Annotated in this window: 19 protein-coding genes; 11 read left to right on the top strand and 8 right to left on the bottom strand. The window is 71.3% G+C overall.

Annotation, left to right across the window (positions count from 1 at the left end; translation table 11 throughout):
• Window positions 1-3: 3 nt before the first annotated feature.
• The 5 genes from yicI to ITX44_RS05645 all read right to left on the bottom strand — a co-directional run bounded on the left by yicI (window position 4) and on the right by ITX44_RS05645 (window position 6,563).
• Window positions 4-2,286, bottom strand: a complete 2,283-nt coding sequence (gene yicI / locus ITX44_RS05665) for an alpha-xylosidase (RefSeq protein WP_205355928.1) — start codon at window positions 2,284-2,286, stop codon at window positions 4-6.
• Between the two features lie 40 nt (window positions 2,287-2,326).
• On the bottom strand, window positions 2,327-3,199 hold the full coding sequence (locus tag ITX44_RS05660) for a carbohydrate ABC transporter permease (RefSeq protein ID WP_205355927.1): 873 nt from the start codon (window positions 3,197-3,199) through the stop codon (window positions 2,327-2,329).
• A gap of 4 nt (window positions 3,200-3,203) precedes the next feature.
• Window positions 3,204-4,151 (bottom strand): carbohydrate ABC transporter permease, encoded by a 948-nt coding sequence (locus ITX44_RS05655; RefSeq protein WP_205355926.1) that lies wholly within the window; start codon window positions 4,149-4,151, stop codon window positions 3,204-3,206.
• A 14-nt stretch (window positions 4,152-4,165) separates the two neighbouring features.
• The gene (locus ITX44_RS05650; RefSeq protein ID WP_205355925.1) at window positions 4,166-5,425 is read right to left on the bottom strand and encodes a sugar ABC transporter substrate-binding protein; all 1,260 of its coding nucleotides are present in this window, start codon (window positions 5,423-5,425) and stop codon (window positions 4,166-4,168) included.
• Window positions 5,426-5,507: 82 nt separating this feature from the next.
• Window positions 5,508-6,563: a LacI family DNA-binding transcriptional regulator gene (locus tag ITX44_RS05645; RefSeq protein ID WP_205355924.1), complete on the bottom strand. Its 1,056-nt coding sequence runs from the start codon at window positions 6,561-6,563 to the stop codon at window positions 5,508-5,510.
• Window positions 6,564-6,923: 360 nt separating this feature from the next.
• Between ITX44_RS05645 and ITX44_RS05640 the strand changes: the two genes are divergently transcribed.
• From ITX44_RS05640 to ITX44_RS05600, 9 genes are read left to right on the top strand one after another with little or no spacing between them, the layout of a single operon-like run.
• Window positions 6,924-8,126, top strand: a complete 1,203-nt coding sequence (locus ITX44_RS05640) for an SIS domain-containing protein (RefSeq protein ID WP_205355923.1) — start codon at window positions 6,924-6,926, stop codon at window positions 8,124-8,126.
• The gene (locus ITX44_RS05635; RefSeq protein WP_205355922.1) at window positions 8,119-8,997 is read left to right on the top strand and encodes a carbohydrate kinase family protein; all 879 of its coding nucleotides are present in this window, start codon (window positions 8,119-8,121) and stop codon (window positions 8,995-8,997) included. The genes ITX44_RS05640 and ITX44_RS05635 overlap by 8 nt, the downstream gene beginning before the upstream one ends.
• Window positions 8,994-9,707, top strand: coding sequence for an aspartate/glutamate racemase family protein (locus ITX44_RS05630; RefSeq protein WP_205355921.1), 714 nt, complete (start codon window positions 8,994-8,996; stop codon window positions 9,705-9,707). Before ITX44_RS05635 ends, ITX44_RS05630 begins: the two co-directional genes overlap by 4 nt.
• Window positions 9,704-11,260, top strand: coding sequence for an amidohydrolase family protein (locus ITX44_RS05625; RefSeq protein WP_205355920.1), 1,557 nt, complete (start codon window positions 9,704-9,706; stop codon window positions 11,258-11,260). The genes ITX44_RS05630 and ITX44_RS05625 overlap by 4 nt, the downstream gene beginning before the upstream one ends.
• A complete protein-coding gene (locus ITX44_RS05620) occupies window positions 11,257-12,189 on the top strand; it encodes a polysaccharide deacetylase family protein (RefSeq protein WP_205355919.1) in 933 nt (310 codons plus the stop codon). Before ITX44_RS05625 ends, ITX44_RS05620 begins: the two co-directional genes overlap by 4 nt.
• Window positions 12,176-14,050 carry an oligopeptide/dipeptide ABC transporter ATP-binding protein gene (locus ITX44_RS05615; protein WP_205355918.1) on the top strand — a complete coding sequence of 625 codons (1,875 nt, stop codon included), beginning with the start codon at window positions 12,176-12,178 and terminating at the stop codon, window positions 14,048-14,050. The genes ITX44_RS05620 and ITX44_RS05615 overlap by 14 nt, the downstream gene beginning before the upstream one ends.
• Entirely contained in the window at window positions 14,047-14,910 is an 864-nt protein-coding gene (locus ITX44_RS05610; protein WP_205355917.1) for an ABC transporter permease, read from the top strand. The genes ITX44_RS05615 and ITX44_RS05610 overlap by 4 nt, the downstream gene beginning before the upstream one ends.
• Complete coding sequence (locus ITX44_RS05605) at window positions 14,907-15,893, top strand: ABC transporter permease (protein WP_205355916.1); 987 nt, start codon at window positions 14,907-14,909, stop codon at window positions 15,891-15,893. The genes ITX44_RS05610 and ITX44_RS05605 overlap by 4 nt, the downstream gene beginning before the upstream one ends.
• Window positions 15,894-15,951: 58 nt before the next feature.
• Window positions 15,952-17,544 (top strand): ABC transporter substrate-binding protein, encoded by a 1,593-nt coding sequence (locus tag ITX44_RS05600; protein ID WP_205355915.1) that lies wholly within the window; start codon window positions 15,952-15,954, stop codon window positions 17,542-17,544.
• A gap of 72 nt (window positions 17,545-17,616) precedes the next feature.
• Here ITX44_RS05600 and ITX44_RS05595 read toward each other — a convergent pair whose 3' ends face one another.
• Window positions 17,617-18,303 (bottom strand): GntR family transcriptional regulator, encoded by a 687-nt coding sequence (locus ITX44_RS05595; protein ID WP_205355914.1) that lies wholly within the window; start codon window positions 18,301-18,303, stop codon window positions 17,617-17,619.
• A 276-nt stretch (window positions 18,304-18,579) separates the two neighbouring features.
• The gene (locus ITX44_RS05590) at window positions 18,580-20,013 is read right to left on the bottom strand and encodes a glycoside hydrolase family 43 protein (RefSeq protein ID WP_205355913.1); all 1,434 of its coding nucleotides are present in this window, start codon (window positions 20,011-20,013) and stop codon (window positions 18,580-18,582) included.
• 418 nt (window positions 20,014-20,431) lie between these two features.
• Here ITX44_RS05590 and ITX44_RS05585 point away from each other — a divergent pair, with 418 nt between their 5' ends.
• Together ITX44_RS05585 and ITX44_RS05580 are read left to right on the top strand one after the other, a co-directional pair.
• Window positions 20,432-20,785, top strand: coding sequence for a histone-like nucleoid-structuring protein Lsr2 (locus ITX44_RS05585; RefSeq protein ID WP_205355912.1), 354 nt, complete (start codon window positions 20,432-20,434; stop codon window positions 20,783-20,785).
• Between the two features lie 142 nt (window positions 20,786-20,927).
• The gene (locus ITX44_RS05580; protein WP_236060137.1) at window positions 20,928-21,146 is read left to right on the top strand and encodes a DEAD/DEAH box helicase family protein; all 219 of its coding nucleotides are present in this window, start codon (window positions 20,928-20,930) and stop codon (window positions 21,144-21,146) included.
• A 439-nt stretch (window positions 21,147-21,585) separates the two neighbouring features.
• Here the strand turns inward: ITX44_RS05580 and ITX44_RS05575 are convergent, their stop codons facing one another.
• Window positions 21,586-22,719: a PP2C family protein-serine/threonine phosphatase gene (locus ITX44_RS05575; RefSeq protein WP_205355911.1), complete on the bottom strand. Its 1,134-nt coding sequence runs from the start codon at window positions 22,717-22,719 to the stop codon at window positions 21,586-21,588.
• Window positions 22,720-23,030: the final 311 nt, after the last annotated feature.

Below are 23,030 nucleotides of genomic sequence, written 5' to 3'. Positions count from 1 at the left end.
GAATCACCCGGGGTACGGGACGACGGCCTCCCGGGTGCCGGCCGGGTGGGACAGGACGGGGCCGTCCGGGCCGCGCAGGCGCAGCCGCCAGGGGTGCGGGCTGTCCGTACCGATGTGGAGCCGTCCGCCCTGGCGGCGCACATGGAAGCGCGCGCTCTGTCCGGGGCCGTCCGGGCTCGGGACGACAAGCGTGCGCTCCGCTGCGTCGGCGAAGGCGTGCACCCGCAGTTCGATGCCGTCCGCCCAGGCGGAGACCGGGTGCTGGTCGTCGGCGGCGAGCGGGACGACGGAGTCGGGGCGGGCGAGCAGCGGCAGCGTGTGGAATCCGTGCCGCTCCCGGACCCAGCGCGGGCCGGTGACCTGGTCACCCGTCAGGAAGTTGGTCCAGGTGCCGGCCGGGACGTAGTACTCGACGGTGCCGTCGTCGGTGAAGACCGGGGCGACCAGCAGGTCCTCGCCGAGCAGGTACTGCCGGTCCAGGGCGGCCGCGGCCGGGTCGTCCGGGAACTCCAGCACCATGGCGCGCATCACCGGTACGCCGGTGGTGTGCGCCTGCTGGGCGGCCCGCTGCAGGTAGGGGGCGAGGCGGTGCTTGAGCAGGGTGAACTCGCGGGTGACCGCGACGGCTTCCTCGCCGTAGTCCCAGGGCACCCGGTAGGACTTGCTGCCGTGCAGCCGGCTGTGCGAGGAGAGCAGGCCGAACTGCACCCAGCGCTTGAAGACGGCCGGGGTGGGGGTGCCCTCGAAGCCGCCTATGTCGTGGCTCCAGAAGCCGAAGCCCGACAGGCCCAGGGACAGGCCGCCGCGCAGCGACTCGGCCATGGCGTTGAAGTGCGATTCGCAGTCCCCGCCCCAGTGCACCGGATACTGCTGGCCGCCGGCGGTGGCCGAGCGGGCGAAGAGCAGCGCCTCGCCCTCGCCGCGCTCCTCGCGCAGCAGCTCGAACACTGCCTGGTTGTACAGGTGGGTGTAGTAGTTGTGCATCCGCTCCGGGTCGGAGCCGTCGTGCCAGACCACGTCGGTGGGGATGCGCTCGCCGAAGTCGGTCTTGAAGCAGTCCACGCCCTGGTGGAGCAGGGTGCGCAGCTTGCCGGTGTACCAGTCGCGGGCGGCCGGGCTGGTGAAGTCCACCAGGGCCATGCCGGGTTGCCACAGGTCCCACTGCCACACGCTCCCGTCGGCGCGCCGGACCAGGTGGCCCTCGCGCATGCCCTCCTCGAAAAGTGCGGACTTCTGTGCGATGTAGGGGTTGATCCAGACGCAGATCCGCAGGCCCTGCTGTCTGAGCCGGGCGAGCATGCCCTCCGGGTCGGGGAAGGTGCGCGGGTCCCAGGTGAAGTCGGACCACTGGTACTCGCGCATCCAGAAGCAGTCGAAGTGGAAGACGCTCAGCGGGATGCCGCGCTCGGCCATGCCGCTGACGAAGCGGCCCACGGTCGCCTCGTCGTAGTCGGTGGTGAAGGAGGTGGTCAGCCACAGGCCCAAGGCCCAGGCGGGGGGCAGCGCCGGCCGTCCGGTGAGCGCGGTGTAGCGCTCCAGGATCCGCTTCGGGGTCGGCCCGTGGATCACGAAGTACTCCAGCGACTGGTCCTCGACGCTGAACTGCACCTGGCCGACCGACTCGGAGCCCACCTCGTAGCTCACCTGGCCCGGGTGGTTGACGAAGACGCCGTAGCCGCGGTTGGTCAGGTGGAAGGGGACGTTCTTGTACGCCTGTTCGCTGCTCGTGCCGCCGTCGGCCTGCCAGATGTCCACGCTCTGGCCGTTCTTGACGAACGGGGTGAAGCGCTCGCCCAGACCGTAGACGAGTTCGCCGACGCCGAGCGCCAACTGGCCGAGCATGTGGTGCCGGTCGTCGGCGTCGGTGACGAACCCCGTGCCGCGTGCGCCGGCCGAGGTGAGCACGCGGCCGCCCGCGGCGAACTCCAACTGCCAGGGCGCGGCTGTGTCCACCCGCAGCGTCAGCTCGCCGGAGCGGAGCTCGACGACGGTGCCGTCCCGGCGCACTGTGCCGCTCCCCTCCCCCGCGCCGGGCAGGGCGAAGTCCGGGCCGCGCCGTACCGAGCCCGCGTGGTGGGTGGTGCGCACGCCGATCACGCCTTCGGCGGGCGACCAGCACTCCACGGTGAGCAGCGGGCCGTTGAGGGTATCGCCGCGGCCGGCGATCCGCCGCACCGGCGCGTAGAGCGTCATCCGGCGCCCGTCCTCGCGGATATCCGCGACCTGGGTCGCGTAGTGCGCGGTGCGGCCCGGCCGCATCTGCCAGTGGCCGTCGGTGAACTTCATCAGGCGGGATCCTCCGTGGATGAGGTGGGGGCCGGCGGGTTCACTTGAGGGCGCCGCCGGAGACGCCGGCCGCCACGTACTTCTGTGCCACGACCAGCAGCACCGCGGCGGGTACGGCGGCCAGTACGGCGGTGGCCATCACCGCGCCCCAGTCGTCGACGTGCGCGCCCATGTACTCGTACATGCTGAGGGTGATCGGCTTGACGTCGTCGGTGGTGTTGAGGGTCAGCGCGAACAGGAAGTCGGACCAGGCGAAGAGGAAGGTGAACAGGCCGCAGGTGATCAGCGCGTTGCGGCTCATCGGCAGCACGATCCGCAGGAACGCGGTGAAGCGGTTGGCGCCGTCGACCCAGGCCGCCTCGATCACCTCGTGCGGGAGGGCGGCCATGAAGGAGCGCAGCAGGACGACGGAGAAGGGCAGGCCGAGCGAGGCGTCGGCCAGGATCAGCCCCAGGTAGGTGTTGACCAGGTGCAGGTCCACATAGCTGCTGTAGACCGCGTTGGCGATGACCATGCCCGGCACCATCTGGGTGATCAGGGTGCCGAAGACGATGGTGCGGGTGCCGGGCAGCCGGAAGCGCGCCAGCCCGTACGCCGCGGGCGCGGCCAGCGCCAGGCACACCGCTACCGCGCCCAGGGCGACCAGCAGGCTGGTGAGCAGGGAACTTCCCTGACTGTCGAGCACCCGGCGGAAGTTGCCCCAGTCGGCGTGGACGGGGAACCAGTCGGTCGCGGCGAGGCCGGTACCGGGCTGCAGGGCGATATCGATCATCCAGTAGAGCGGGAAGAGCAGCACAGCCAGGACGAGAACGGCGGCGGCGGTCCGCACGGCGCGCCGGGCGCCGCTGCCGCTCGTGGCGCCGCGGTACGGGGTCCTGCCGCGCGGAGTGCGGTTGACGGGTGTGGCGGACATGGCCTCACTGCTCCCCTGCGAACTCGGCCCGGTTGGCGCGAAGGTAGAAGACGGCGAAGACGGCGCTGATCGCGACCAGGAGGGTGCCGACCACGGCGCCCTGCCCGAAGTCCAGGGACTGGAAGGAGAGTTGGTAGGTCAGCGTGCCCAGGGTCTGGGTGGAGTCGGCGGGCCCGCCGCCGGTGAGCGCCAGGATCAGGTCGAGGATCTTGATGGTGGACATGAAGCCGAGCACCAGCACCACGGTGATCACCGGGCGCAGCATCGGCAGGGTGACCCGGCGGAAGGTCTGCCAGGGCCCGGCGCCGTCCAGCGCCGCCGCCTCGTACACCTCCCGCGGGATCTCCTGGAGCCCGCCGTAGAGGATGACCATGTTGAACGGGATGCCGATCCAGATGTTCACCAGGATCGCGGAGAGCAGCGCCAGGCTCGGGCTGCTCAGCCAGTGCACCGGGGAGTGCGCCAGGTGCACGTCCTGCAGCGCGGTGTTGACGACGCCGGTGTCCTGGTCGAGCAGCTTGCGCCAGACGACCGAGGACACCACCATCGGCACCAGCCAGGGCAGCAGCAGCACGGCGCGGGCGAACCCGGCCAGCCGGAAGCGGCCATTGAAGAACACCGCGAGCGCCAGCCCGATGCAGAACTGCCCGGCGAGCGAGCCCACGGTGAAGACCAGGGTGTGCCAGAGCGCTTGGCCCAGCAGCGGGTTGTCGAGAACGGCCCGCCAGTTGCCCAGTCCGCTGAAGGGCGCGGAGCCGGTGAAGAAGGTCTTCGGCGTGTAGTGCTGGAAGCTCATCAGCACGTTGCGCACCAGGGGGTAGCCGAAGAACGCGGCCATGTAGACGACGGCCGGGGCGACAAAGCCCCAGCGCAGCCAGGCCGCGGTCGGGCGGCGGCGCACGGCCGGGCGCGGCGGGACGAGCGCGGTGGAGGTCGGGGCGCTGGTGGTCATGGGGGGCCGGCTCCTTACTTGCTCGCGGCGTCGACGGATGCCTGGGCCCGCCGCAGGGCCCGCTCGGGCGCGGCGGATCCGGTGAGCACGGACTGGAATGCCTGGGCGAGCGCGGTCTGCACGCCGGGCCAGCCGGCGCCGACCAGCGCGGTACGGGAGCGGGCGGTGGCGACGGCGTCGGCGAATCCGGCCAGCTTCGGGTTGTCCTTGCGGTATTCTGCGGCGGCCGCGGTCCGGGTGGGGATGTTGTTGACCGCCTCGCCCCAGGCGACCTGGTTCCGCTCGGTGTTGAGGCAGTCGATGACCTTCGCCGCGAGCGCCTGCCGGTCCCGGTGGCCGGTCCTGGGGATGGTCATCACGGTGCCGCCGATCGGCGGCTGGGTGCTGCCGCCCGCGGTGGGGGCGGGGATGGTGGCCACGGCCCAGTGGATCTTCGTCTGCGCGTCCAGCGCCGGCACCTGCCAGGGACCGTTGACCATCATCGCCGCCCGGCCGGCCAGGAACTGGTCGTTGACGTCCTGCTGGGTCCAGGTCACGGCGGCGCTGGAGGCGGAGCCGTCGGAGATCAGCGTCTTCCAGAGGTTCAGCGCGGCGGCGCCTTTGAGGTCGTTCAGGTGCGCCTCGTCGCCGCCGCTGGACCAGAAGAAGGGCAGGAACTGGTAGACGCCGTCCGCGTCCGGTGTGGCGCTGAAGGCCATGCCGTAGGTCTTGCCGCTGGTCAGACGCTTGGCGGCCGATAACAGCTCGTCCCAGGTCCGCGGCACCGGGACGCGGGCCCTGGCCAGCAGGTCGGTGTTGTAGACCAGCGCGAGCGAGTTGACCGAGCGGGCGATGCCATAGAACGTGCCCTGGAAGCTGCCCATGGACAGGGCGCCCCGGGAGAGCCCGGCGGTGTCCACGCCGAGCGGCTTCAGCGGCTCCAGCCCGCTGGTGGCGGCGAAGGCGGGCAGGTCGGAGCCGTCCAGCTCCAGGATGTCGGTGAGCGAGTGCGAGGACGCCATCCGCAGCGCCTTGGAGACGACCTGGGTCGCCGGGACGCTGGTCTGGCGCACCTTCAGGCCGTATTCGGCGCCGCAGCGGTCGAAGAACTTCTGGTTCTGCGCGTGCTCGGCGGTGTCGGTCGCGGAGTTGAGCACGGTGAGCGTGTGCGGGTCCGGGGAGGCGGCGCAGCCGGTCAGCGCGACCGCGCACAGGGTGAGGGTCGACGCGACGGCGAGGAGCGCGGCCCGGCGTCTGCCCGGGGTGGGCCTCGGAGTGTGCCTCGGGTTGGGCATGGGTGGGGGCTCCGATCGGTTGCGGCTCTGAACGGGGCGCGGGGTGCCGGGTCGGTGGCGGTGGACGCGGGGTCCGTCCGCGTCATCCGGCGTGCAGCAGTTGGGCGTCGAGGAGTGCCGGGCGGATCAGCCGGTGGCCGACGGCGCCCGGGTCCTCTCCCGCGCCATGCGCCGCGATGGCGGCGACGACAAGCTCGGTGACAGCGGTGGTCATCTCGGTGACGGGCAGTTCGATACGGGGCAGCGGGCGCCCGGCCGTGTCGCCCGGCAGCATGCCGATCGGCAGGACGCACAGGTCCTCGGGGACGCGCAGCCCGCACGCCTCTGCGGCGGCCAGCACGGTCGGCACACCGACGACGTGCTGTACGGCGAGGGCGGTCGGCCGCCGCGGATCGCCCAGCAGCGCGAGCAGTTCCTCGTACAGCGCGTCGGGAGCCGGGGGTTCCAGGAGGCGGACCCGGGTGCTCCCGGCCAGCCGTTCGGCGGCGGCGCCGGCTCCGGCCAGGCCCCGGACGGCATAGCCCTTGCGGCCGGCGACCTCCTCGGCGGCGCAGGGCAGGTAGGCGAGCCCGGTGTGCCCGGCCCCGGCCGCGGCGGTGAGCGCCAGTTCGACGGCCGCGGCCCAGTCCAGGTCGGCGAAGGGCGCGGCACCGGAGAAGTCCTCGGCGCCGTCCGCGCCGCGCCCGCCGGGGGCGCGTTCGGTGCCCAGCAGGGCGAAGGGCAGGCCGAGCTCGCGCAGTACGGCGACCCGCGGGTCGTCCACGGCGACCGCCATCAGGATCGCACCGTCGGCCTGACCGCCGCCGGCCATCCGGCGCAGTCCCGGCACGCCCTCCCGTTCGGTCAGCATCAGCACGTCGTAGCCGTGGGCCCGGGCGGCGTCGCAGACCTCGATGGCGAAACGGCCGTCGGTCGGGCGGTAGCCGTCGCCGCCGCGCGGGAGGGCGAGGGCCAGCACCTGGGTGCGGGCGCTGCGCAGCGTGCGAGCGCTCACACTCGGGTGGTAGCCGAGCTCGGCGATGGCCTCCTCGACCGCGAGCCGGGTGCGCTCCGAGATCCGGCGGGAGCCGGTGAGCACGTACGACACGGTGCTCTGCGCCACGCCCGCCCGGGACGCCACGTCCTTCATCGTCACCATCGCGCCCCGCCTGCTCTCTTTTCGATCGCAACGAGTTGTCGATTCGTTTCGTCGATTCGTTTCGACGAAGTGATCGGTGAGGCTAGCGGGCCGCCTCACCGCGTCACAAGAGCGGTGCACGACATTTCTGCGTCTGGTGGTGGGGGGGCGGCGCGCACGGATGTGAGCGCTTGGGTGCGGCCGCGGTGTTCCCCCTGCTCCGGTGCCGCCTCCGCCCCACCGCCGCATGACATCGGCGAGCGGCGGTGGCGCAGCACACCGCGACAAATTGAATACCGTTTACGGCGGGAGTCCAGCAAGTCATGGGAAAACAACGAGTCGTCACACGCATGAAACGCAAGCTGTATACCGTTCGCGGCTATGACTCCCAAGGTGACAGGCCAGACCGTGTGCGACGAGCGTGCTCGCGCCGTCGTCGCCCGGCTGGACGCGGCCGAGCGCGTCGCGGCCGGCGCACTGCCCAGCGATGACCCGCTCGATCCGAACCGCCGGTTCCGGACCGAGGCGACACGGCCGGAACTGCTCGCGCAGCCCGATGTCGTGCGGCGCAATTGGGCCGCCAACGAGGCCGCGCTGGCCGAGACCGCCGCGCGGATCCGCAGGCACGACCCGGACCGGGTGCTGCTGGTGGGGGCCGGTGACTCGCTGGCCGTCATGACCGCCGCCAGGCTGGCCCTCGAGTCGATGCTCGGCGTGCCCTGCGAACCGATGCAGAGCCTGGAACTGGCCTTCTACTACGCCCACGACGTCACGCCGCGCTCGCTGGTCGTCGCACTGTCCAGTTCGGGCGAGACGACCCGCACCGTGCAGGCCCTGCTCGTCGCGCAGGCCGCCGGGGCGATGACGCTGGCCCTGACCAACAAGCCGCACTCGACACTGGCCGCCGAGTCGACCACGACCCTGCTGGTGGACGCAACCCGGGTGGGTTGGCCGACCCAGTCCTCCACCGCGCCGCTGGCGCTGCTGCTGCGGCTGGCCGGGCTGGTCGGCGTCGCCCGCGGGGTGCCGACGGCCGCCGCGCTGCTGGCCGAACTGGAGACCGTGCCCGAACTGATGGCCGACACACTTGAGCGGGCCGACGCGGTGATCGCCGAGCAGGCGGCGGCCGAACGGGCCGGCCGGATGTTCCTGTTCGCCGGGGCCGGCCCCAACCACGCGTCGGCCGTCGTGGGCGCCGCCAAGGTCAAGGAGTGCACCCCCGACCACGCGGTCGCCGTGCAACTGGAGGAGTTCCACCACTACAACTCCCAGAAGGCGGGCGAGCCGCTGTGGCTGCTCGTGCCGTCCGGCCGGGCAACGGCACGCGGGGTGGACACCGTCCACGAGGCCCATCGCCTGGGCGGCCACGTCTACGCCGTGACCACCGACGGCGAGAGCGCCTACGACGGCATCTCGCGCGACGTACTGCACCTGCCGGCGGTCACCGAGGCGCTCAGCCCGCTGATGTACTTCCTGCCCGCGCAGTTGGTCGGCTACCACCTCGCCGCCCAGAAGTTCGCCTCCGCCGAGTCCCCCGAGTCCGCCCGGTCCGCCGAGCCCGCCGACGGGACCGGCCGTGACTGAGACGACGCCCGGACTGGTCTGCATCGGCAACCTCACCGTCGACGAGTCGGTGCAGCCGGACGGAACGCGCACGCAGGCGCTCGGCGGTGACGCGGTGTTCGCGGCACTCGCGGCACGCCTGGCCGGCTGCCGGGCCGGTTGGCTGGCGCCGCTCGGGACCGACCTGCCCGGCGCGCTCGCCTCCCGGCTGGAGACGGCGGGCCTGTCCCTCGACCAGCCACGGCGCGAACTGCCGACCGTGCGCAACGTGGTCCGCTACGCCGCCGACGGCAGCCGGTCGTGGAGCCTGGTGCTCGGCGACGACCACTTCGACCGTATGTCGGTGTATCCCGCCGATGTGCCACCCGCCGTACTGGCCTCGCGTGGCCTGCTGGTGCTGGCGATGAGCCTGCGCGCACAGCTGACGCTCACCCCGTGGCTGCGGCGCAACAGCACCGCGGACGTCTACCTGGACCTGCAGGAGGACTACCTCGCGGGCCACGAGGCCGAACTGCTCGACCTCGTCGGCTGCTGCGACGTGTTCCTGCCCAGCGAGTCGGAGGCCACCCACCTGGCGGGCGTGGACGACCCGGTCGCCGCGGCACGGCACTTCGCCGCGATGGGCGCTCGGGTGGTTGTGGTGAAACTGGCCGAGCGGGGCTGTGTCGTGGTCGAGGAAGGCGTCGTCACCCAGGTGCCCGCCGAGGTCGCCGAGCCGGTCGACCCGACCGGTGCCGGGGACACTTTCTGCGGCGCGTTCGCCGCCGTGCACCTGGCGACCGGGGACGCGGTCGCCGCGGCTCGTGCCGCCGTCCGGATCGCGGCCCTCGCCGTACGCGGCCCCGGTGTCACCCCGCTGCTGGACGCGGTCGCCGCGGGGGTACGGACATGAGCCGCACGATCATGGTGGTCAACCCGAACACCACCCGCACCATGACCGACGCCGTCGTAGCCGCGGCACGAACAGCCGCGACGCCGGGTACGACGCTGGTCGGGGGCACCCCCACCGTAGGCACCGCTTCGGTGGAAAGCCATGTCGACGAGGTGTGGGGCGCAGTCGGCGTGCTCGAACAGGTCCGCGTCGGTGAGCAGTCCGGTGTGGACGGCTACGTGATCGCCTGCTTCGGCGACACCGGCGTGCAGGCCGCCAGAGAACTGGCGCGTGGCCCTGTCGTCGGCATGACCGAGGCGGCCCTGTTCACGGCTGCGCTGGTCGCCGCCCGGTTCACGATCGTCACGCTGCCGCGCCGCACACGGGAGATGTCCGACCGCGTGCTGCGCGACACGGGACTGTCCCACCGGTGCACCGTGCGGGCGATCGACGTGCCGGTTGCCGACATCGCCGAGGGCGCACTGCACGAACTCGACGCCGTCGCCGCCGAGGCGAGCCTGGCGATCGCCCAGGACGCCGCCGAGGCGCTCGTGCTGGGCTGCGCCGGGCTGGCCGACCTCGTCGGGCCGCTGCGGGAGCGGTTGGGCGTGCCCGTCATCGAGGGCGTCGCCGCAGCCGTGGCCATGGTCGACGGCCTGCTGGCACAGGGCGTCACCACCTCGCGCGCAGGCACCTACGCCGCGCCCGACCGCCGGGAGCCGAGCGCATGACCCACCCCGAACTGTCCGCTGAAAACCCTCCGTCCGTGCTGTTCACCGACGTGCTGGTGTACGACGCCACCGCGCCCGCCGCGGTCATCGGCCCCACCGACGTGCTGGTCACCGGGCAACGGATCGCCGCTGTCGGCCCCGCCCTCGACGGCACCGCGCCCGAGGGCACCCGGATCGTCCCCGGGCACGGTCACCACATGCTGGCGCCAGGACTGATCAACGCGCACTTCCACTCACCCGCCAACCACCTGAAGGGGATGCTGCCCAGCCGACCGCTCGAGGTGTTCATGCTGTACGAGTCGCCGGCCGACGAGGCACTGCGGCCCTCACCGCGCGAGGCGTACCTGCGGACGATGCTGGCGGCCCTGGAGATGCTGCGCGGCGGCACCACCTCGGTGCAGGACGACGCGTTCGTCATGCCCACCCCCGAACCCGACGTGATCGACGCGATCATGTCCGCCTACGCCGACGCCGGCATCCGCGCGACGGTCGCCCTGGACCAGCCGGAGATCCCGGAGGCGGAGAAGCTGCCGTTCCTGGCCGAGATCGCCGGTCCGGAACTGGCCGAGGTGATTCACGGGCCGGCGCCGATGGACCGGGCCGACCTGCTGGACCGCTACGCCCACCTGTTCTCCACCTGGCACGGCGCGGCGGGCGGCCGACTGCGCGGCGCTGTCTCGGTGTCCGCGCCGCAGCGGGTCGGCGTCGAGTACTTCGCGGCGCTGGCCGATCTGGGTGAGCGGCACGACGTGCCGATGTTCGTGCACATGCTGGAGACCAAGGTGCAGCGTGTCCTGGCGGGCGAGCAGCCGCGGTTCGCGGGCCGGTCCCTGGTCCGCTACACCGCCGACCTGGGCCTGCTGCGGGAACGCACCAACGTCATCCACGCGGTGTGGGTCGACAGCGCCGACCTGGATCTGATCGCCGAGGCCGGCGCGACCGTCGCACACAACCCGGTCAGCAACCTGCGACTGGGCAGCGGGATCATGCCCTTCCGGGAGATCCGCCGCCGTGGCATCCCGATCGGTCTCGGTGTGGACGAGGCCATCTGCAACGACGCCGTCGACATGTGGAGCGTCGTGCGCGCGACCGGACTGGTGCACAACGTCACCGGCCTGGACAGCGACCTGTGGCCGTCGGCAGCCGAGGTGCTCGACTGCCTGTGGGCCGGTGGCGCCCGGGCCATGGGCCAGGCCCAGGAGCTGGGGGCGGTCGCCGTGGGCCGGCTGGCGGACCTGGTGCTGATCGACCTGCACGCCACGGCGTTCACGCCGCTCAACGACGTCCGGGGACAGCTTGTGTACTGCGAGTCCGGCGACAGCGTGACGCTGACGATGGTCGACGGGCGGGTCGTGGCCGAGGGCGGCCGGGTGACCACGGTGGACGAGACCGCACTCCTGGCCGAGGCCCGCGAACTGTTCGCCGCTCGGCGCCCGGCGTTGCGCGCGGCGCACACCGCGGCCGACCGGTTCCGGCCGGCGTACCAGGAGATGGTGCGCCGTGCCGCTCAACGTGACGTGGGCATGAACCGGTGGGCAGGGGGCAGCGCGTGACCGGCGACCGCTACGCGTACGCGTCGATCGGCCAGCGGCCGCGCGGCTGCTGGCCCAACCGGCGCCGACTGGCCGTCTACATCGCCGTCGGCGTCGAGGAGTACCGCTTCGGCGACGGCCACGTCGAGGACCTGCTGCCCGGGGTGCCGCATCCGGACCTGGTCAACCGGTCCTGGCGCGACTACGGCAACCGGGTCGGGGTGTTCCGGCTGCTGGACCGGCTCACCGGCCTGGGGCTGCCGCCGACGGTGCTGCTCAACACGATGGTCTACGACACCGCCCCCGCCGTCACCGACGCGGCCCGTGCCGCAGGCGCCGAGATCATCGGGCACGGCATCACCAACTCCGACTCGCTGGCCGACATGACCGAGGCCGCCGAACGCGAGTACCTGCGGGCGGTGGCGGCGCGGGTCAGGGCCGAGGAGGGCACGGCGCCCGGCGGCTGGTCCAGTCCGTGGCTGGCGCACACGCCGCGAACGGTCGACCTGCTCGCCGAGACCGGCTACCGGTACCTGCTCGATCTGCGCCCGGACGACCAGCCGGTGTGGCTGGCCTCGGCAGGCGGACCGGTGCTCGCCATTCCCTACGCACTGGAGCTCAACGACAGCAGCACCATCGTCGGCCGTCAGGCGTCGGCCACCGAGTTCGCCGACATGATCGTGGACGAGTTCGACGAACTGCGGGCCGCAGCCGAGGACCGGCCGCTGGTGATGAGCATCGTGGTGCACTCGTACATCTCCGGCGCGCCGTTCCGGCTGCGGCAACTCAGCAGGGCGCTGAGCCACCTGGCCGCGCACGCCGACGGCGTGTGGTTCACCCAGCCGAGGCACATCCACCGCGCGTTCGCGTCGGCCGTGCCTGCCGCACCGGCCGCGCCCGCCGCCGGCGGCACCACCGAGGATCAGGAGGCCAGCCATGTCCGCCCATGACATGCCGACGCCCGACACCGCGCCGGCGACGGCGACCGGGCCCACGACCGACGCCCTGGCCACGGCCGCCGCCCCTGTGGCGTCGGTGCGGGGACTGACCGTCTCGCTGCGCCGCCAGGGCGTGCGGTCACCGGTGCTGCGCGGCATCGATCTGGACATCGCGCCCGGCGAGATTCTCGGCCTCGTCGGGGAGTCCGGTTCGGGCAAGAGCGTCCTGGCGATGACCATGCTCGGCCTGGTGCCGCGTTCCGCACGGCCCAGGATCACCGGCACCGTGCATACTGCGGGCACCGACATGCTGCACGGGTCGGCCGCGCAACTGCGTGCCGTGCGCCGCACCCGGCTCGGCGTGATTTTCCAGGACCCGATGACGTCGCTGAATCCGACGATCCGCGTCGGCCGGCAGATCACCGAGGTCACCGGCGACAAGGGCGAGGCCATCACCCTGCTGGGTGCCGTCCGGGTACCCGAGCCCGCCAAGCGGATGCGGTCGTTCCCCCACGAACTGTCCGGCGGCCTGCGCCAGCGTGTGATGGCGGCGATCGCGCTGGCCGGCAGGCCGCGCCTGATCGTGGCCGACGAGCCGACCACTGCGCTGGACGTCACCGTGCAGGCGCAGTTGCTGACGCTGCTGGCCGACCTGCGCGACGAGTTCGGATGCAGCGTCCTGTTCATCACCCACGACCTGGCAGTGGCCGCCCAGATCACCGACCGGATCGCCGTGCTGTACCAGGGCCGCGTCGCCGAGATCGGTCGGTCGGCGCACCTGCTGCGCCACCCGACCCACCCCTACACCGCGGGTCTGCTCGGCTCACGCCTGTCGCTGTCCACCCCGCGCGGAGTCGCACTGCCCACCCTGCCCGACGACAGTGTCCCGGTCACCGAACGCCTGCGAGGCTGCGCCTACCACACCCGTTGCCCACTGGCCGTGGACCGCTGCGCGACGCAGCAGCCACCGCTGGAGCAGGTCGAGGACACCGGCGGGCAGCGGGCCTGCTGGCGCGACAGCGGGGCCGTGAGCGACGTGCACGACGCCGTCGTACCCGCCGGGGGGCTGGCCGCGCACGCCGAGCCGCTCGGCGCAAGGGCCGCCGACCCCCCGGGCGTCGCCATCGAAGTGCGCGGGTTGACCTGTCAGTTCCACACCCGGTCCGGGTTCGGGCCGCGGCACACGGTGCACGCGCTGCAGGGCGTGGATCTGGACGTCCGCGCCGGCGAGGCACTGTCCGTCGTGGGCGAGAGCGGATCGGGCAAGTCCACGCTGCTGCGGGTGATCGCCGGGCTGACCAGACCGACCGGCGGCTCCGCCGTGCTGCGCGGTACGGCGCAGATGGTCTTCCAGGACGCCGGATCCTCCCTCACGCCGTGGCTGACCGTCGGCGACCTGCTGCGCGAACGGCTGCGCATCGCGAAGGTCCCCCCGGCCGCGGCCACCGGGCGGGTCGACACCGTGCTGGCCGCCATGGGCCTGCCGTCCTCGGTGCTGTCGGTACGGCCGGGTGAACTGTCCGGCGGCCAGCGCCAGCGCGTCGCGCTGGCCCGCGCCGTCGTCGTGCCGCCGACCGTGTTGCTGTGCGACGAGCCGACCAGCGCACTGGACGCGTCGCTGGCGGCAAGTGTGCTGAACCTGATCCGCGAGATGCGGCGGGAACTGGCGATGACGGTCGTGTTCGTCACGCACGACCTCGCGGTGGCGCGGCTGATGGGCGACCGCATCGCAGTGATGGCGCACGGGCGGCTCGTGGAGGAGGGCGACGCGCAGGACATCGTCACCGCCCCGGCCGATCCGCGCACACGCGCCCTGCTCGACGCCGTGCCCCGTATCGACGGCCCGGCCGACCGCCCGGAGGCGACGCGATGACCGGGATGACCGTGCCGCGCCGCCGTTTCTCCCTGTCGGCCGGCGAGAAGTTCCTGCCCGCCGACCGGATCGTCAACTGGGCACTGGTCGGCGTCCTGGTGCTCACCACGCTGGTCGCGGTGTTCGCCTCGGTACTGGCCCCGGACAACCCGATCCAGCCCGTCGGCGATCTCAACCTCCCGCCGCTGTCGCCGCACCATCTGCTCGGCACCGACAACCTCGGCCGGGACCTGCTCAGCCGCACCCTGATCGGCCTGCGTGCGAGCTGGTTCTCGGCGCTCGCCGTCGTGGTGATCGGACTGCTGTCCGGTGGCCTGCTCGGTGTGGTGGCCGGAGCGTTCGGCGGCTGGGTCGACGGACTGCTGATGCGGTTCACCGACCTGTTCCTGGCGCTGCCCGGCGCGCTGGTCGCCATCGCGGTCAACGCCGCCCTCGGTCCCGGCCTCATCCACACCCTGATCGGCGTCTCGGTCGTGTGGTGGCCGTACTACGCACGGATCATCCGCGCCGAAGTGCGCGGCCTGGCCGGCAGACCGCATGTCGAGGCGGCCCGGCTGGCCGGGGTCGGCCGTCTGCGGCTGATCCGCAGACACATCCTGCCCGGTGTGGTGCCGACCGCGGTCGTCACCGCGAGCCTGGACATCGGCAACGTCGTGGTGCTGCTGGCCGGCCTGTCGTTCCTGGGCCTCGGTCAGTCGGCACCGGCCCCCGAACTGGGTGCCGATGTCCAGAACACCCTCTACCTGCTGCTCGAACAGTGGTGGATCCCGATCATCCCGGCGTTGACGGTCATGCTGCTGAGCCTGATCGCCAACCTGGGCGGGGACGCGCTGCGCAACCTCCTGGAAGGCGACCGGTGAACCGATTCGTCCTCTGGCGCACCGGCGCCACCGCCGTCCTGCTGGCCGTGCTGTCCGCACTCGTCTTCGTGCTCCAGCAGATCTCCCCGGGCGACCCGGCCCGCGCCTACGTGGGGGGCAACGCGTCACCCGCCGCCGTGGCGGCGGCCCACCACCGGCTGGGCCTCGACCAGCCCTGGCTGCAGCGGTACGGCCGCTACCTGTGGCACGCGCTGCACGGTGACCTGGGCATCTCGCTGCGCACCCACCGGCCGGTCACCACCGACCTGGGGCAGTTCCTGCCCGCGACAGCCGAACTCGTGCTGTTCTCCTTCGTGCTGGCCCTGTTGCTGGCGCTGCTGTTCGCGCTGTCCGGCGCGCTGCGATGGCCAGGCACGGGCGTCTACCGGGGCCTGTTGCTGCTGGCCGGAACCGCGCCGGCCTTCCTGCTCGGCCTCGGCGGCATAGTGCTGTTCTACGGCCACCTGCACTGGCTGCCGGAGGCCGGGCGAGGCGTGGACACGAGTTCACCCACCGGGTTCGTGCTCGTCGACAGCCTGCTGCACGCCGACCTGACCGGGTTCGTCGCGGGGCTGCGGCACCTGGTGCTGCCCGGCCTCGCGCTGGCCATCGCCCCGGCGATCAGCATCGGCCGCATCCTGCGCGCCGGCCTGGAACGCGCCTACCGGTCGGACTACGTACGCACCGCCCGGTCCAAGGGCATCCGCGAGATCACGGTGCTGTGGCGGCACATCGTACGCAACTCGCTCGACGCCACGCTGTCCATGGCCGGCCTGCAACTGGGCTTCATGTTCGCCGGCGTGGTGATCGTGGAGGACGTGTTCACCTGGCCGGGCATCGGCTACTACCTCGCGCAGAGCATTCCCCAGTCCGACTTCCCGGCGATCGCCGGGGTGACGCTGCTGCTCGGCGGCGTCTACATCGTCGTCAACGCTGTCGTCGATGTCTTGCAGGCGGTCGCCGACCCCCGTCTCACGGTGTGACCGGCGCTCCCGATTTCCCGATTCACCGCTATTCCCCGGGCACTGAATGGAGATCAGCGTGTCCATCATCCGCATCAGACGCAGGTGGCGCATCGGCACGATGGTGCTGGCCATGGCCCTCGGTGCCGCCGCCTGTTCCGGCAGTGGCAGCGGCGACGCCGGCGCGGGCAGCAAGCCGCCCACCGACGGAGTCCTCACCATGGGCCTGCTGGGCGACATCGGCCAGCCACCGGACCCCGACATCTACTACGCCAACAACGGCACCGCGATCATGATCAACGTGTACGAGGGCCTTGTGCAATACCAGAACAACACCGACCAGGTGAAGATCGCGCCGCGCCTGGCGACGTCGTGGACGGTCAGCCGGGACAACAGCGTGTACACCTTCCACCTGCGCCACGGCGTGACGTTCCACGACGGCACGCCGTTCACCTCGGCGGCGATCGAGCCGTCGTTCCAGCGGCGCGTGGCCGTCAAGGGCGGCGCGGCCTACATGGTCGCGGGCGTCAAGAGCGTGCAGACACCTGACCCGTACACCGCGGTCATCACCCTCGACAAGCCGAACTCGGCGTTCCTGAGCTACCTCGCCTCGCCGTTCGGCCCGAAGATGGAGTCGCCCACGGCGCTCACGAAGTACGCGGGCGGCGACCACGACCAGAAGTACCTCAGCACCCACGACGTCGGCACCGGACCGTACGAGCTGACCTCGGCGGTGTCCGGCACGAAGTACGTGCTCACGCAGTACAAGGGCTACTGGGGACCGAAGTCGCCCATCACCACCGTGAACCTGCCGGTGTACAGCAGCGCGGCGCCGTTGCAACTGGCGCTGGACAACGGTGACGTGTCCGCGGTCGTCGCGGCGCTGCCCTCGTCGAGCCTGTCGCACTTCGCTTCCGACCCGAACGTGCGCAACTACTTCCTGCCGACGCTCCAGTCCTCGCTGCTGACGCTGAACCCGAGCAAGAGCTTCTTCGCCTCGAAGCAGGCGCGGCTGGCATTCCTGCGCTCGGTGGACCAGCAGAAGCTCGTGTCGCAGGTGTTGGGCAAGCGCTCCTCGGTGGCGACCACGCTGTACGCCAAGGGCATGATCCCCGGCGACGCCGACAAGCAGGACATCACCTATGACCCGTCGGTGATGGCCGGCTACGCCAAGAACCTGCCGTCGGGCACCACGATGACGATCGGCTACGCCAACGGCAACCCGAACGCGCAGAACATCGCGGAGATCCTGGTCGCCCAGATGCAGGCCGACGGCATCAAGGCCACCGCGCAGGGCTACGACACCGCCACGGTGTTCTCCTGGCCGCAGCAGCCGACGAAGGGCCCGGACGCGTTCGTCGACGGCAACAACGGCCCGGACGGCGGAGACCCGTACATGTGGGGCCACGTCTTCTGGGACGCCTCCGGCGGCATCGACTACTTCGCGTGCGACGTACCGCAGGTGGACGCGGAACTGAACCAGGCGGTGAAGACCGGGGACACGGCCCTGTACGTGAAGGCGGCCGAGCAGTACTCGGCAGGCGGCTGCTACATGAACCTGTCGTACAACAAGGACTGGATCGTGGCGCAGAAATGGCTGACGGGCGTGCCGCAGTCGCAGAACCTCGGCGCGAACGAACTGAACTTCAGCCTGCTCGGGATCGCCAAGTAATCCGGCCGGTCGCGTGGTCCGCACCGGTGTGGCGGTGTGGTGGTGCGGCCGGAAGGTCGCACCACCAGCCGGTCAGGCCGTGTCCTGAATGCCGCTGTGCTTGGCCAGCACGGCCATCGACTCGGCCCGGTCCCGTTCAATGTGCATGTACGCGACGGACTCGGCCAGCCGTCCGTTGCCGGAGCTGATGGCCTCCAGCAGTTCTTCGTGCCCGGCCAGCGCGTCCAGCGGGTCGAGGCCGGAAGTCAGGTAGAACAGCCACATCATCCGCCCGGACACCGACCGCATCAGCGACCGCATCAGCGCGTTGCCGGTGAGTTCGACGATCACCTCGTGGAAGAGGGTGCTGTTCGCGGCGATCAGGTAAGGGTCGTTGATCGTGACCCCCTGCCGGGAGCGCTCCAGCGCCGCGCGCAGCGGGTCCGGTGACGCGCCCCCGGCGATCTGGCGCGCGGCGAATCGCGCCGCGCCCACCTCAAGGCACAGCCGCAGGTCGAACAGATCGTGGGCGGACCGCACAGTCCAACTGGACACCACGGCGCCACGGCGCGGCAACGTGTGGACGAACCCGTCGACCTCCAGCAGCGGCACCGCCTCGCGCAACGGCACCCGGGACACCTGGAGTTCCTCGGCCAACCGCTGCTCGGCCAGCCGACTGCCCTGCGGGTACCGGCCGCGGATGATGCCCTCGCGCAGCCGGTCGTAGATCTGTCGCGACAGCGGGTCCGCCCTGCGCTGCGTCGATTCCTGCGCCCCCACCGTGCACCTCCGTTCGCGGCGCCGTCCTCGGGTGGCGCAGGGCCATTTTCCCATGGAACGGCAGGCGGCAACGCCCACGGACCGGCGTCATTCGCTCCAGGTGGGGCCCGGCGCAAGTCCGGTCGAATCCGATCAAGGCATCACGGACTTCGCGGAGTTCCACAGCACGCCGCGGTTGATCCGGCCGGGGTGGAGGGCGACCATCGCCTCGTACAGGTCCATTGCCCCCGCGGTCACGCACGCGCCGGACACCCTCAAAAGATCTGCCCACGCCGATCAGTTCGTGTAGACCTCGGCCCGGTCGACACTCACGAACGACCCCTGGGAGCCGGTGGAATGCTCGCCGGTCACGCGGACCCGCAGGGTGTGGCGGCCGTAGGCGAGCCGGGGGCTGACGTACTGGAGGGTCTCGCCGGTGCGGATCGGGCCGTAGAAGTCGACGCGTTGCTCGGGGCCTCCGTCGACGCTCATGGCGGCGATGCCGTTCCCGGTGTCGCGGACGGACAGCAGGGCGATCCGGGTTCCGGTGAAGCCGTAGGTGGCGGTGTTGCCTGCCTGGTCGCTCCAGTGGTCGTCGCCCCAGAAGCACTGGGTGGCGCAGCCGGTCCCGGAATTCCAGGCGCCCGTGTACGCGAGGGTCCCGTCACCGCCGGCACGGCCGTCGTCATTGATCCAGTAGGTGCCTGATCCGGGGTCGCCGGAGGGCAGGTCCTGAGTCGCGCCCATGGCCAGCGGCCGGCCGAGGTCGGGGCTGCCGTCGGCGTTCCAGGTGATCTTCTGAGCGCGGGTCGTGCGGTTGGTGTAGGTGAACACGGATGTGGTCTTCGCGTGGTAGATGATCCAGTCCTGGGTGCCGTCGGGCGAGCGGAAGAAGGCGTGGTGACCGGGGCCGAAGACCCCGTTGTCGTCGGCGCGGGAGAACACCGGCCCGGAGTGCTGGGTCCAGTTGCCGGGCACCAGCGGGTCGGCGCCGTTTGGCAGGGACATCATCCAGATCTGGTAGTCCGGCTTGCCGGTGTCGCAGGTGGAATACGTCATCCAGGACCGGCCGTTGCGGTTGAGGAACTCGGGGGCCTCGCGGACCTCGGGGCAGCCGCCGGCGGCGTCGATGGCGGCGGAGTCACCCGAGACCGTGTACGGGTTCGACAACGGAGCGATGTTGATGCCGTTGTGCTGGTACTGGTTGATGCCGGCGTAGGCGAGATAGAGGCGACCGTCGTGCTTGAGGATGCTGGGGTCGATCGCGTAGTCCGACGCATGGTTGGGCGGGGCGAGTTCGGCCTTGAAGTGGTACGGGCCGGTCGGGTCGTCGCGGTCGGATTCCACGACGTAGATCCTGTGGTGGTCGTCGGTGCCGTCATCGGCGGTGTAGTAGATGTACCAGCGGTCGCCGAACCGGTAGAACTCCGGCGCCCACATGTGGCGGTTGCGCGAGGCGTCCGAATCCGTCCAGACAGTCACCGGGTCGGCGGTGAGCAGGGTGCTCAGAGAAGGTGAGCGCCACATCCGGATGGCGTCGCCCTGGGTGGTGGTCAGGTAGTACGACCCCCTCCAGTACGTCATGAACGGATCCGGGCCCGTGTTGAGCGGGTTGCGGAATGTGTGCGCAGTCGCGGTCGCGGTGCGCGGGACCACCGTGGCGGCGGGGGTGCGCGGGACCACCGTGGCGGCGGCCGAGGAGGCGGAGACGATGCCGAGAAGGGAGACCATGAGGGCTCCGACAACTGCTGCGGTGCGGGGGCCAGCACGCAAGGACGGCTCCTTCCATCGTTGCAAACGCTACGCGGGACGACGGTAAAGACCGGAGACAACGGTGTCAACGAGAAGTGAACAGCGGTGATTTGACCCGCCACGGACCAGCCGCGCCCAGTGGCAGCCCGCGACACAGGCACGCGTCCCCCGCCGCAGATCGCCTCGCCCGAACCGATGAGGTGCGCCACCGGTCGCGGTGGACGCCGGTGGCGACGTACACCCGGGTGGTACGGCTCCCCCTCGTTGCCGTGGAACTCCTTGCTTCCCGTTCACGCGGTGTCGGACGTGCGGGGTTCTTCGGGAACCCGTCGGGAGCGTACGCGGCGGCTCCCATTCGATTACCCAGAACCTGGTCCGAGGTCATATCGTCCCCTGCATGGCGCAGAAGGTAGTGACTCTTTACACCGACGACCTCACCGGGGAAGAGTCCACAGAGATCGACACGTACACGATTCTGGTCAATGGCGCGGGAGTGGAGATCGATCTCACCCCCGAGAGCCACGACAGGCTCATGGAGGCGCTGAGTCCGTTCCTGCACGCCCAGGGTGCCCGGCGAGTGCGCGGCACTTCCACCGGTGCGGTCCGTCGCACGCGCGGGCCGGCGACCGCATCGCCGAAGGGTGCCGACTCCTCGGCGATCAGGGCCTGGGCCAAGGAACAGGGGTACGAGGTCAACGACCGCGGCCGGGTGTCGGCAACCGTACGGGAAGCATACGAAAAGGCCCACTGACGACATCCCCGTCAAGGGCGAGATCAACCCGCAAGGGCCCCGCCTTGCGAGCCTCTCCCCCTCGACCGGGGGGAAGACCGGCCCGTAACCCTTCGCGGCGGCAACCAGACGCATCCGCTGCGGCCGTCAACTCGTTCGAGCCGTGCCCGCATGGGTCATGCCCGTCTCGCAGGTCGCCGAGATGGTGCAGCCCAAGCGAAACACCGTCGATGTGGTGATCGTCGACGAGGCGAGTCAGGCAGGTATGGACGCACTGTTCCTGCTGTGGCTGGCACCGCGCGTCGTCGTTGTGGGGGGGGACGACAAACAGTGCGCGCCCCCGCTTCGCCAGTACGGAGGTGAGCGCCTACCCAGCTGGTGAAGGAATCCGCCTGCCAGGGCAAGACCATAGGCGTCATCACCCTCCAGGGCCCCGTCGGCCAGGTCAAGCTGCCAGGTCAAGCTTCTGGATCAGCTGATCAACGAGCGGATTCCGGCACCGGTACGCGCGCGTCACGGGATCCGTGCGGGCAGTCCTGCGTCGTTCCAGGGAGACGAGCGGCACGTCGTCCTGCTGTCGATGGTCGCCGAGTTGTCTGCGTCGACGACCACCTCTGTTGTCGCCACACCACCACGCGCGACCGTCGGCTCTGGCGCTGCCCCGGCTTGAGCAGCCCGGCCGTCGCCAGCAGGAGCAGCCCGTCGACGGAAAAAGGCCACAAGGCCGCTCTCACCCCGTCTGCGCCCCCCTTGCCGGGCGAACGCCCGCTGGCCCGCTGGTGGACATAGCAGGCGTAAGCGGCTGAGCGATCGCCGGCGGGTCAGGAGGGCGGTCGCTGGACCGCCACCATGGCCACGTCGTCGCTGAGCCGGGATTCCGCGGCGTGGCGGATCAGGTCGTCGCGTACGGTGCGCAGCAGGTCGTCCGGGCCGGTGGGCGGGTGGTCGGCGAGGCGTTCGGTCAGCGGGTAGAAGGCGCCGTCCACGTCGCGGGTCTCGATCACGCCGTCGGTGTAGAGCAGCAGGATGTCGCCCGGGTCCAGGTCGTAGGAGTCCACGGGCTGAACGGCGGGGCCGAGGTCGCCCAGGCCCAGCGGGAGCGCGGGGACCGCCGGATGGAGCGTGAGCACCTTGTCGCCGCGGATCAGCAGCGGCGGCGGGTGGCCGCAGTTCACCACGGTGAGCGTGTCGCCGTCGCCCGACACGTCCGCCACCACGGCGGTGATGAACCCTTCCAGCGCGCCGGGGCCCGCCCGCGGGGCCGCCGGGCCGTCCGGGTCGAAGCGGGGCTGGCCGGCCGCGGCCAGGTCCGCCATGTCCTCGCGCAGGTGCCGGTCGAGATAGCCGGGCAGGTCGGGCAGCGGCACTCTGTGGCGGACCGCCCGGCGGAACGCGGTGAGCAGGAAACCGGCCACTTCGATCGCGCCGAGCCCCTTGCCCTGGACGTCGCCGATCAGCACGCGCGCCCCGCCGTCGTCGGTCGGCACGGCGGCGTAGAGGTCACCGCCGATCGCCGACTCCTCGTCGGCGGCCAGGTACATCGAGGCCACGCTGAGCCGGCCGAGTCTGCCCGGCAGAGGTTTGAGCAGCACCCGCTGGGTCACCGCGGCGACCCAGCGGGCCTGGGCGAGCTGGTGTTCCCGGCGGTCGCGGATCGCCGACGCGGCGACCGAGGCGGCGCTCACCAGGACCACCGTGGCCAGCACGATGGGGAAGTTCGCGCTGTGCAGTTGCCGGTTCTCCTGTTCGGCCAGGACCACGCAGATCACTGTCACGACGGCCACGATCAGGACGGAGAGCGGGGCGAGGAAGACGGCGGACAGGGCGGGGGCGGCGACCAGGAGGTCGCCGAGCGCGATCTTGGGGCCGGCGGCCTCGTCGATGATCAGCAGAGCGACGACCGCGAACAGTGGGACGGCGACCTTGGCTGCGGGGGTGCGCAGCAGCCGTGCCACTCGGGATGCCGCTCGGGGTCGGTTCCCCGTGCCTGTCGGCTCCATGCATCAAAGTTACGTCGGGGCGGGGCGGGGCGCCGTAGGTCTTTTCCGGGGGCCATGGGGTCGGGGCCTCCGGGGTGGGGGTCCGAAATCTCATATTTACGGGCCTGGCGGCCCACACATATAAGTCAGCATTTCGGACCCCCACCCCTCCGGCCCCTCCCGGCCGGGGCGCGTCCGGGGTCCTCGGCCGGTGCCGGACTCCGGCGTCCGGCCTCTGGCCTCAGACGTCCGGCGCCTGTCGGCTGTCGGCTGTCGGCTGTCGGCTG

It is taken from the genome of Actinacidiphila acididurans, from assembly GCF_016918855.1.
GTDB lineage: Bacteria > Actinomycetota > Actinomycetes > Streptomycetales > Streptomycetaceae > Actinacidiphila > Actinacidiphila acididurans.
The sequence above is the reverse complement of the archived record's forward strand: the minus strand, read 5'-3'. Positions and strand labels throughout refer to the sequence as shown.

What these genes read in the sequence shown, in the direction of transcription:
- yicI (WP_205355928.1), bottom strand. Translation starts at nt 2,286, where the DNA reads ATGAAGTTCACCGACGGCCACTGGCAGATGCGGCCGGGCCGCACCGCG.
- ITX44_RS05660 (WP_205355927.1), bottom strand. Translation starts at nt 3,199, where the DNA reads ATGTCCGCCACACCCGTCAACCGCACTCCGCGCGGCAGGACCCCGTAC.
- ITX44_RS05655 (WP_205355926.1), bottom strand. Translation starts at nt 4,151, where the DNA reads ATGACCACCAGCGCCCCGACCTCCACCGCGCTCGTCCCGCCGCGCCCG.
- ITX44_RS05650 (WP_205355925.1), bottom strand. Translation starts at nt 5,425, where the DNA reads ATGCCCAACCCGAGGCACACTCCGAGGCCCACCCCGGGCAGACGCCGG.
- ITX44_RS05645 (WP_205355924.1), bottom strand. Translation starts at nt 6,563, where the DNA reads ATGGTGACGATGAAGGACGTGGCGTCCCGGGCGGGCGTGGCGCAGAGC.
- ITX44_RS05640 (WP_205355923.1), top strand. Translation starts at nt 6,924, where the DNA reads ATGACTCCCAAGGTGACAGGCCAGACCGTGTGCGACGAGCGTGCTCGC.
- ITX44_RS05630 (WP_205355921.1), top strand. Translation starts at nt 8,994, where the DNA reads ATGAGCCGCACGATCATGGTGGTCAACCCGAACACCACCCGCACCATG.
- ITX44_RS05625 (WP_205355920.1), top strand. Translation starts at nt 9,704, where the DNA reads ATGACCCACCCCGAACTGTCCGCTGAAAACCCTCCGTCCGTGCTGTTC.
- ITX44_RS05615 (WP_205355918.1), top strand. Translation starts at nt 12,176, where the DNA reads ATGTCCGCCCATGACATGCCGACGCCCGACACCGCGCCGGCGACGGCG.
- ITX44_RS05610 (WP_205355917.1), top strand. Translation starts at nt 14,047, where the DNA reads ATGACCGGGATGACCGTGCCGCGCCGCCGTTTCTCCCTGTCGGCCGGC.
- ITX44_RS05590 (WP_205355913.1), bottom strand. Translation starts at nt 20,013, where the DNA reads ATGGTCTCCCTTCTCGGCATCGTCTCCGCCTCCTCGGCCGCCGCCACG.
- ITX44_RS05585 (WP_205355912.1), top strand. Translation starts at nt 20,432, where the DNA reads ATGGCGCAGAAGGTAGTGACTCTTTACACCGACGACCTCACCGGGGAA.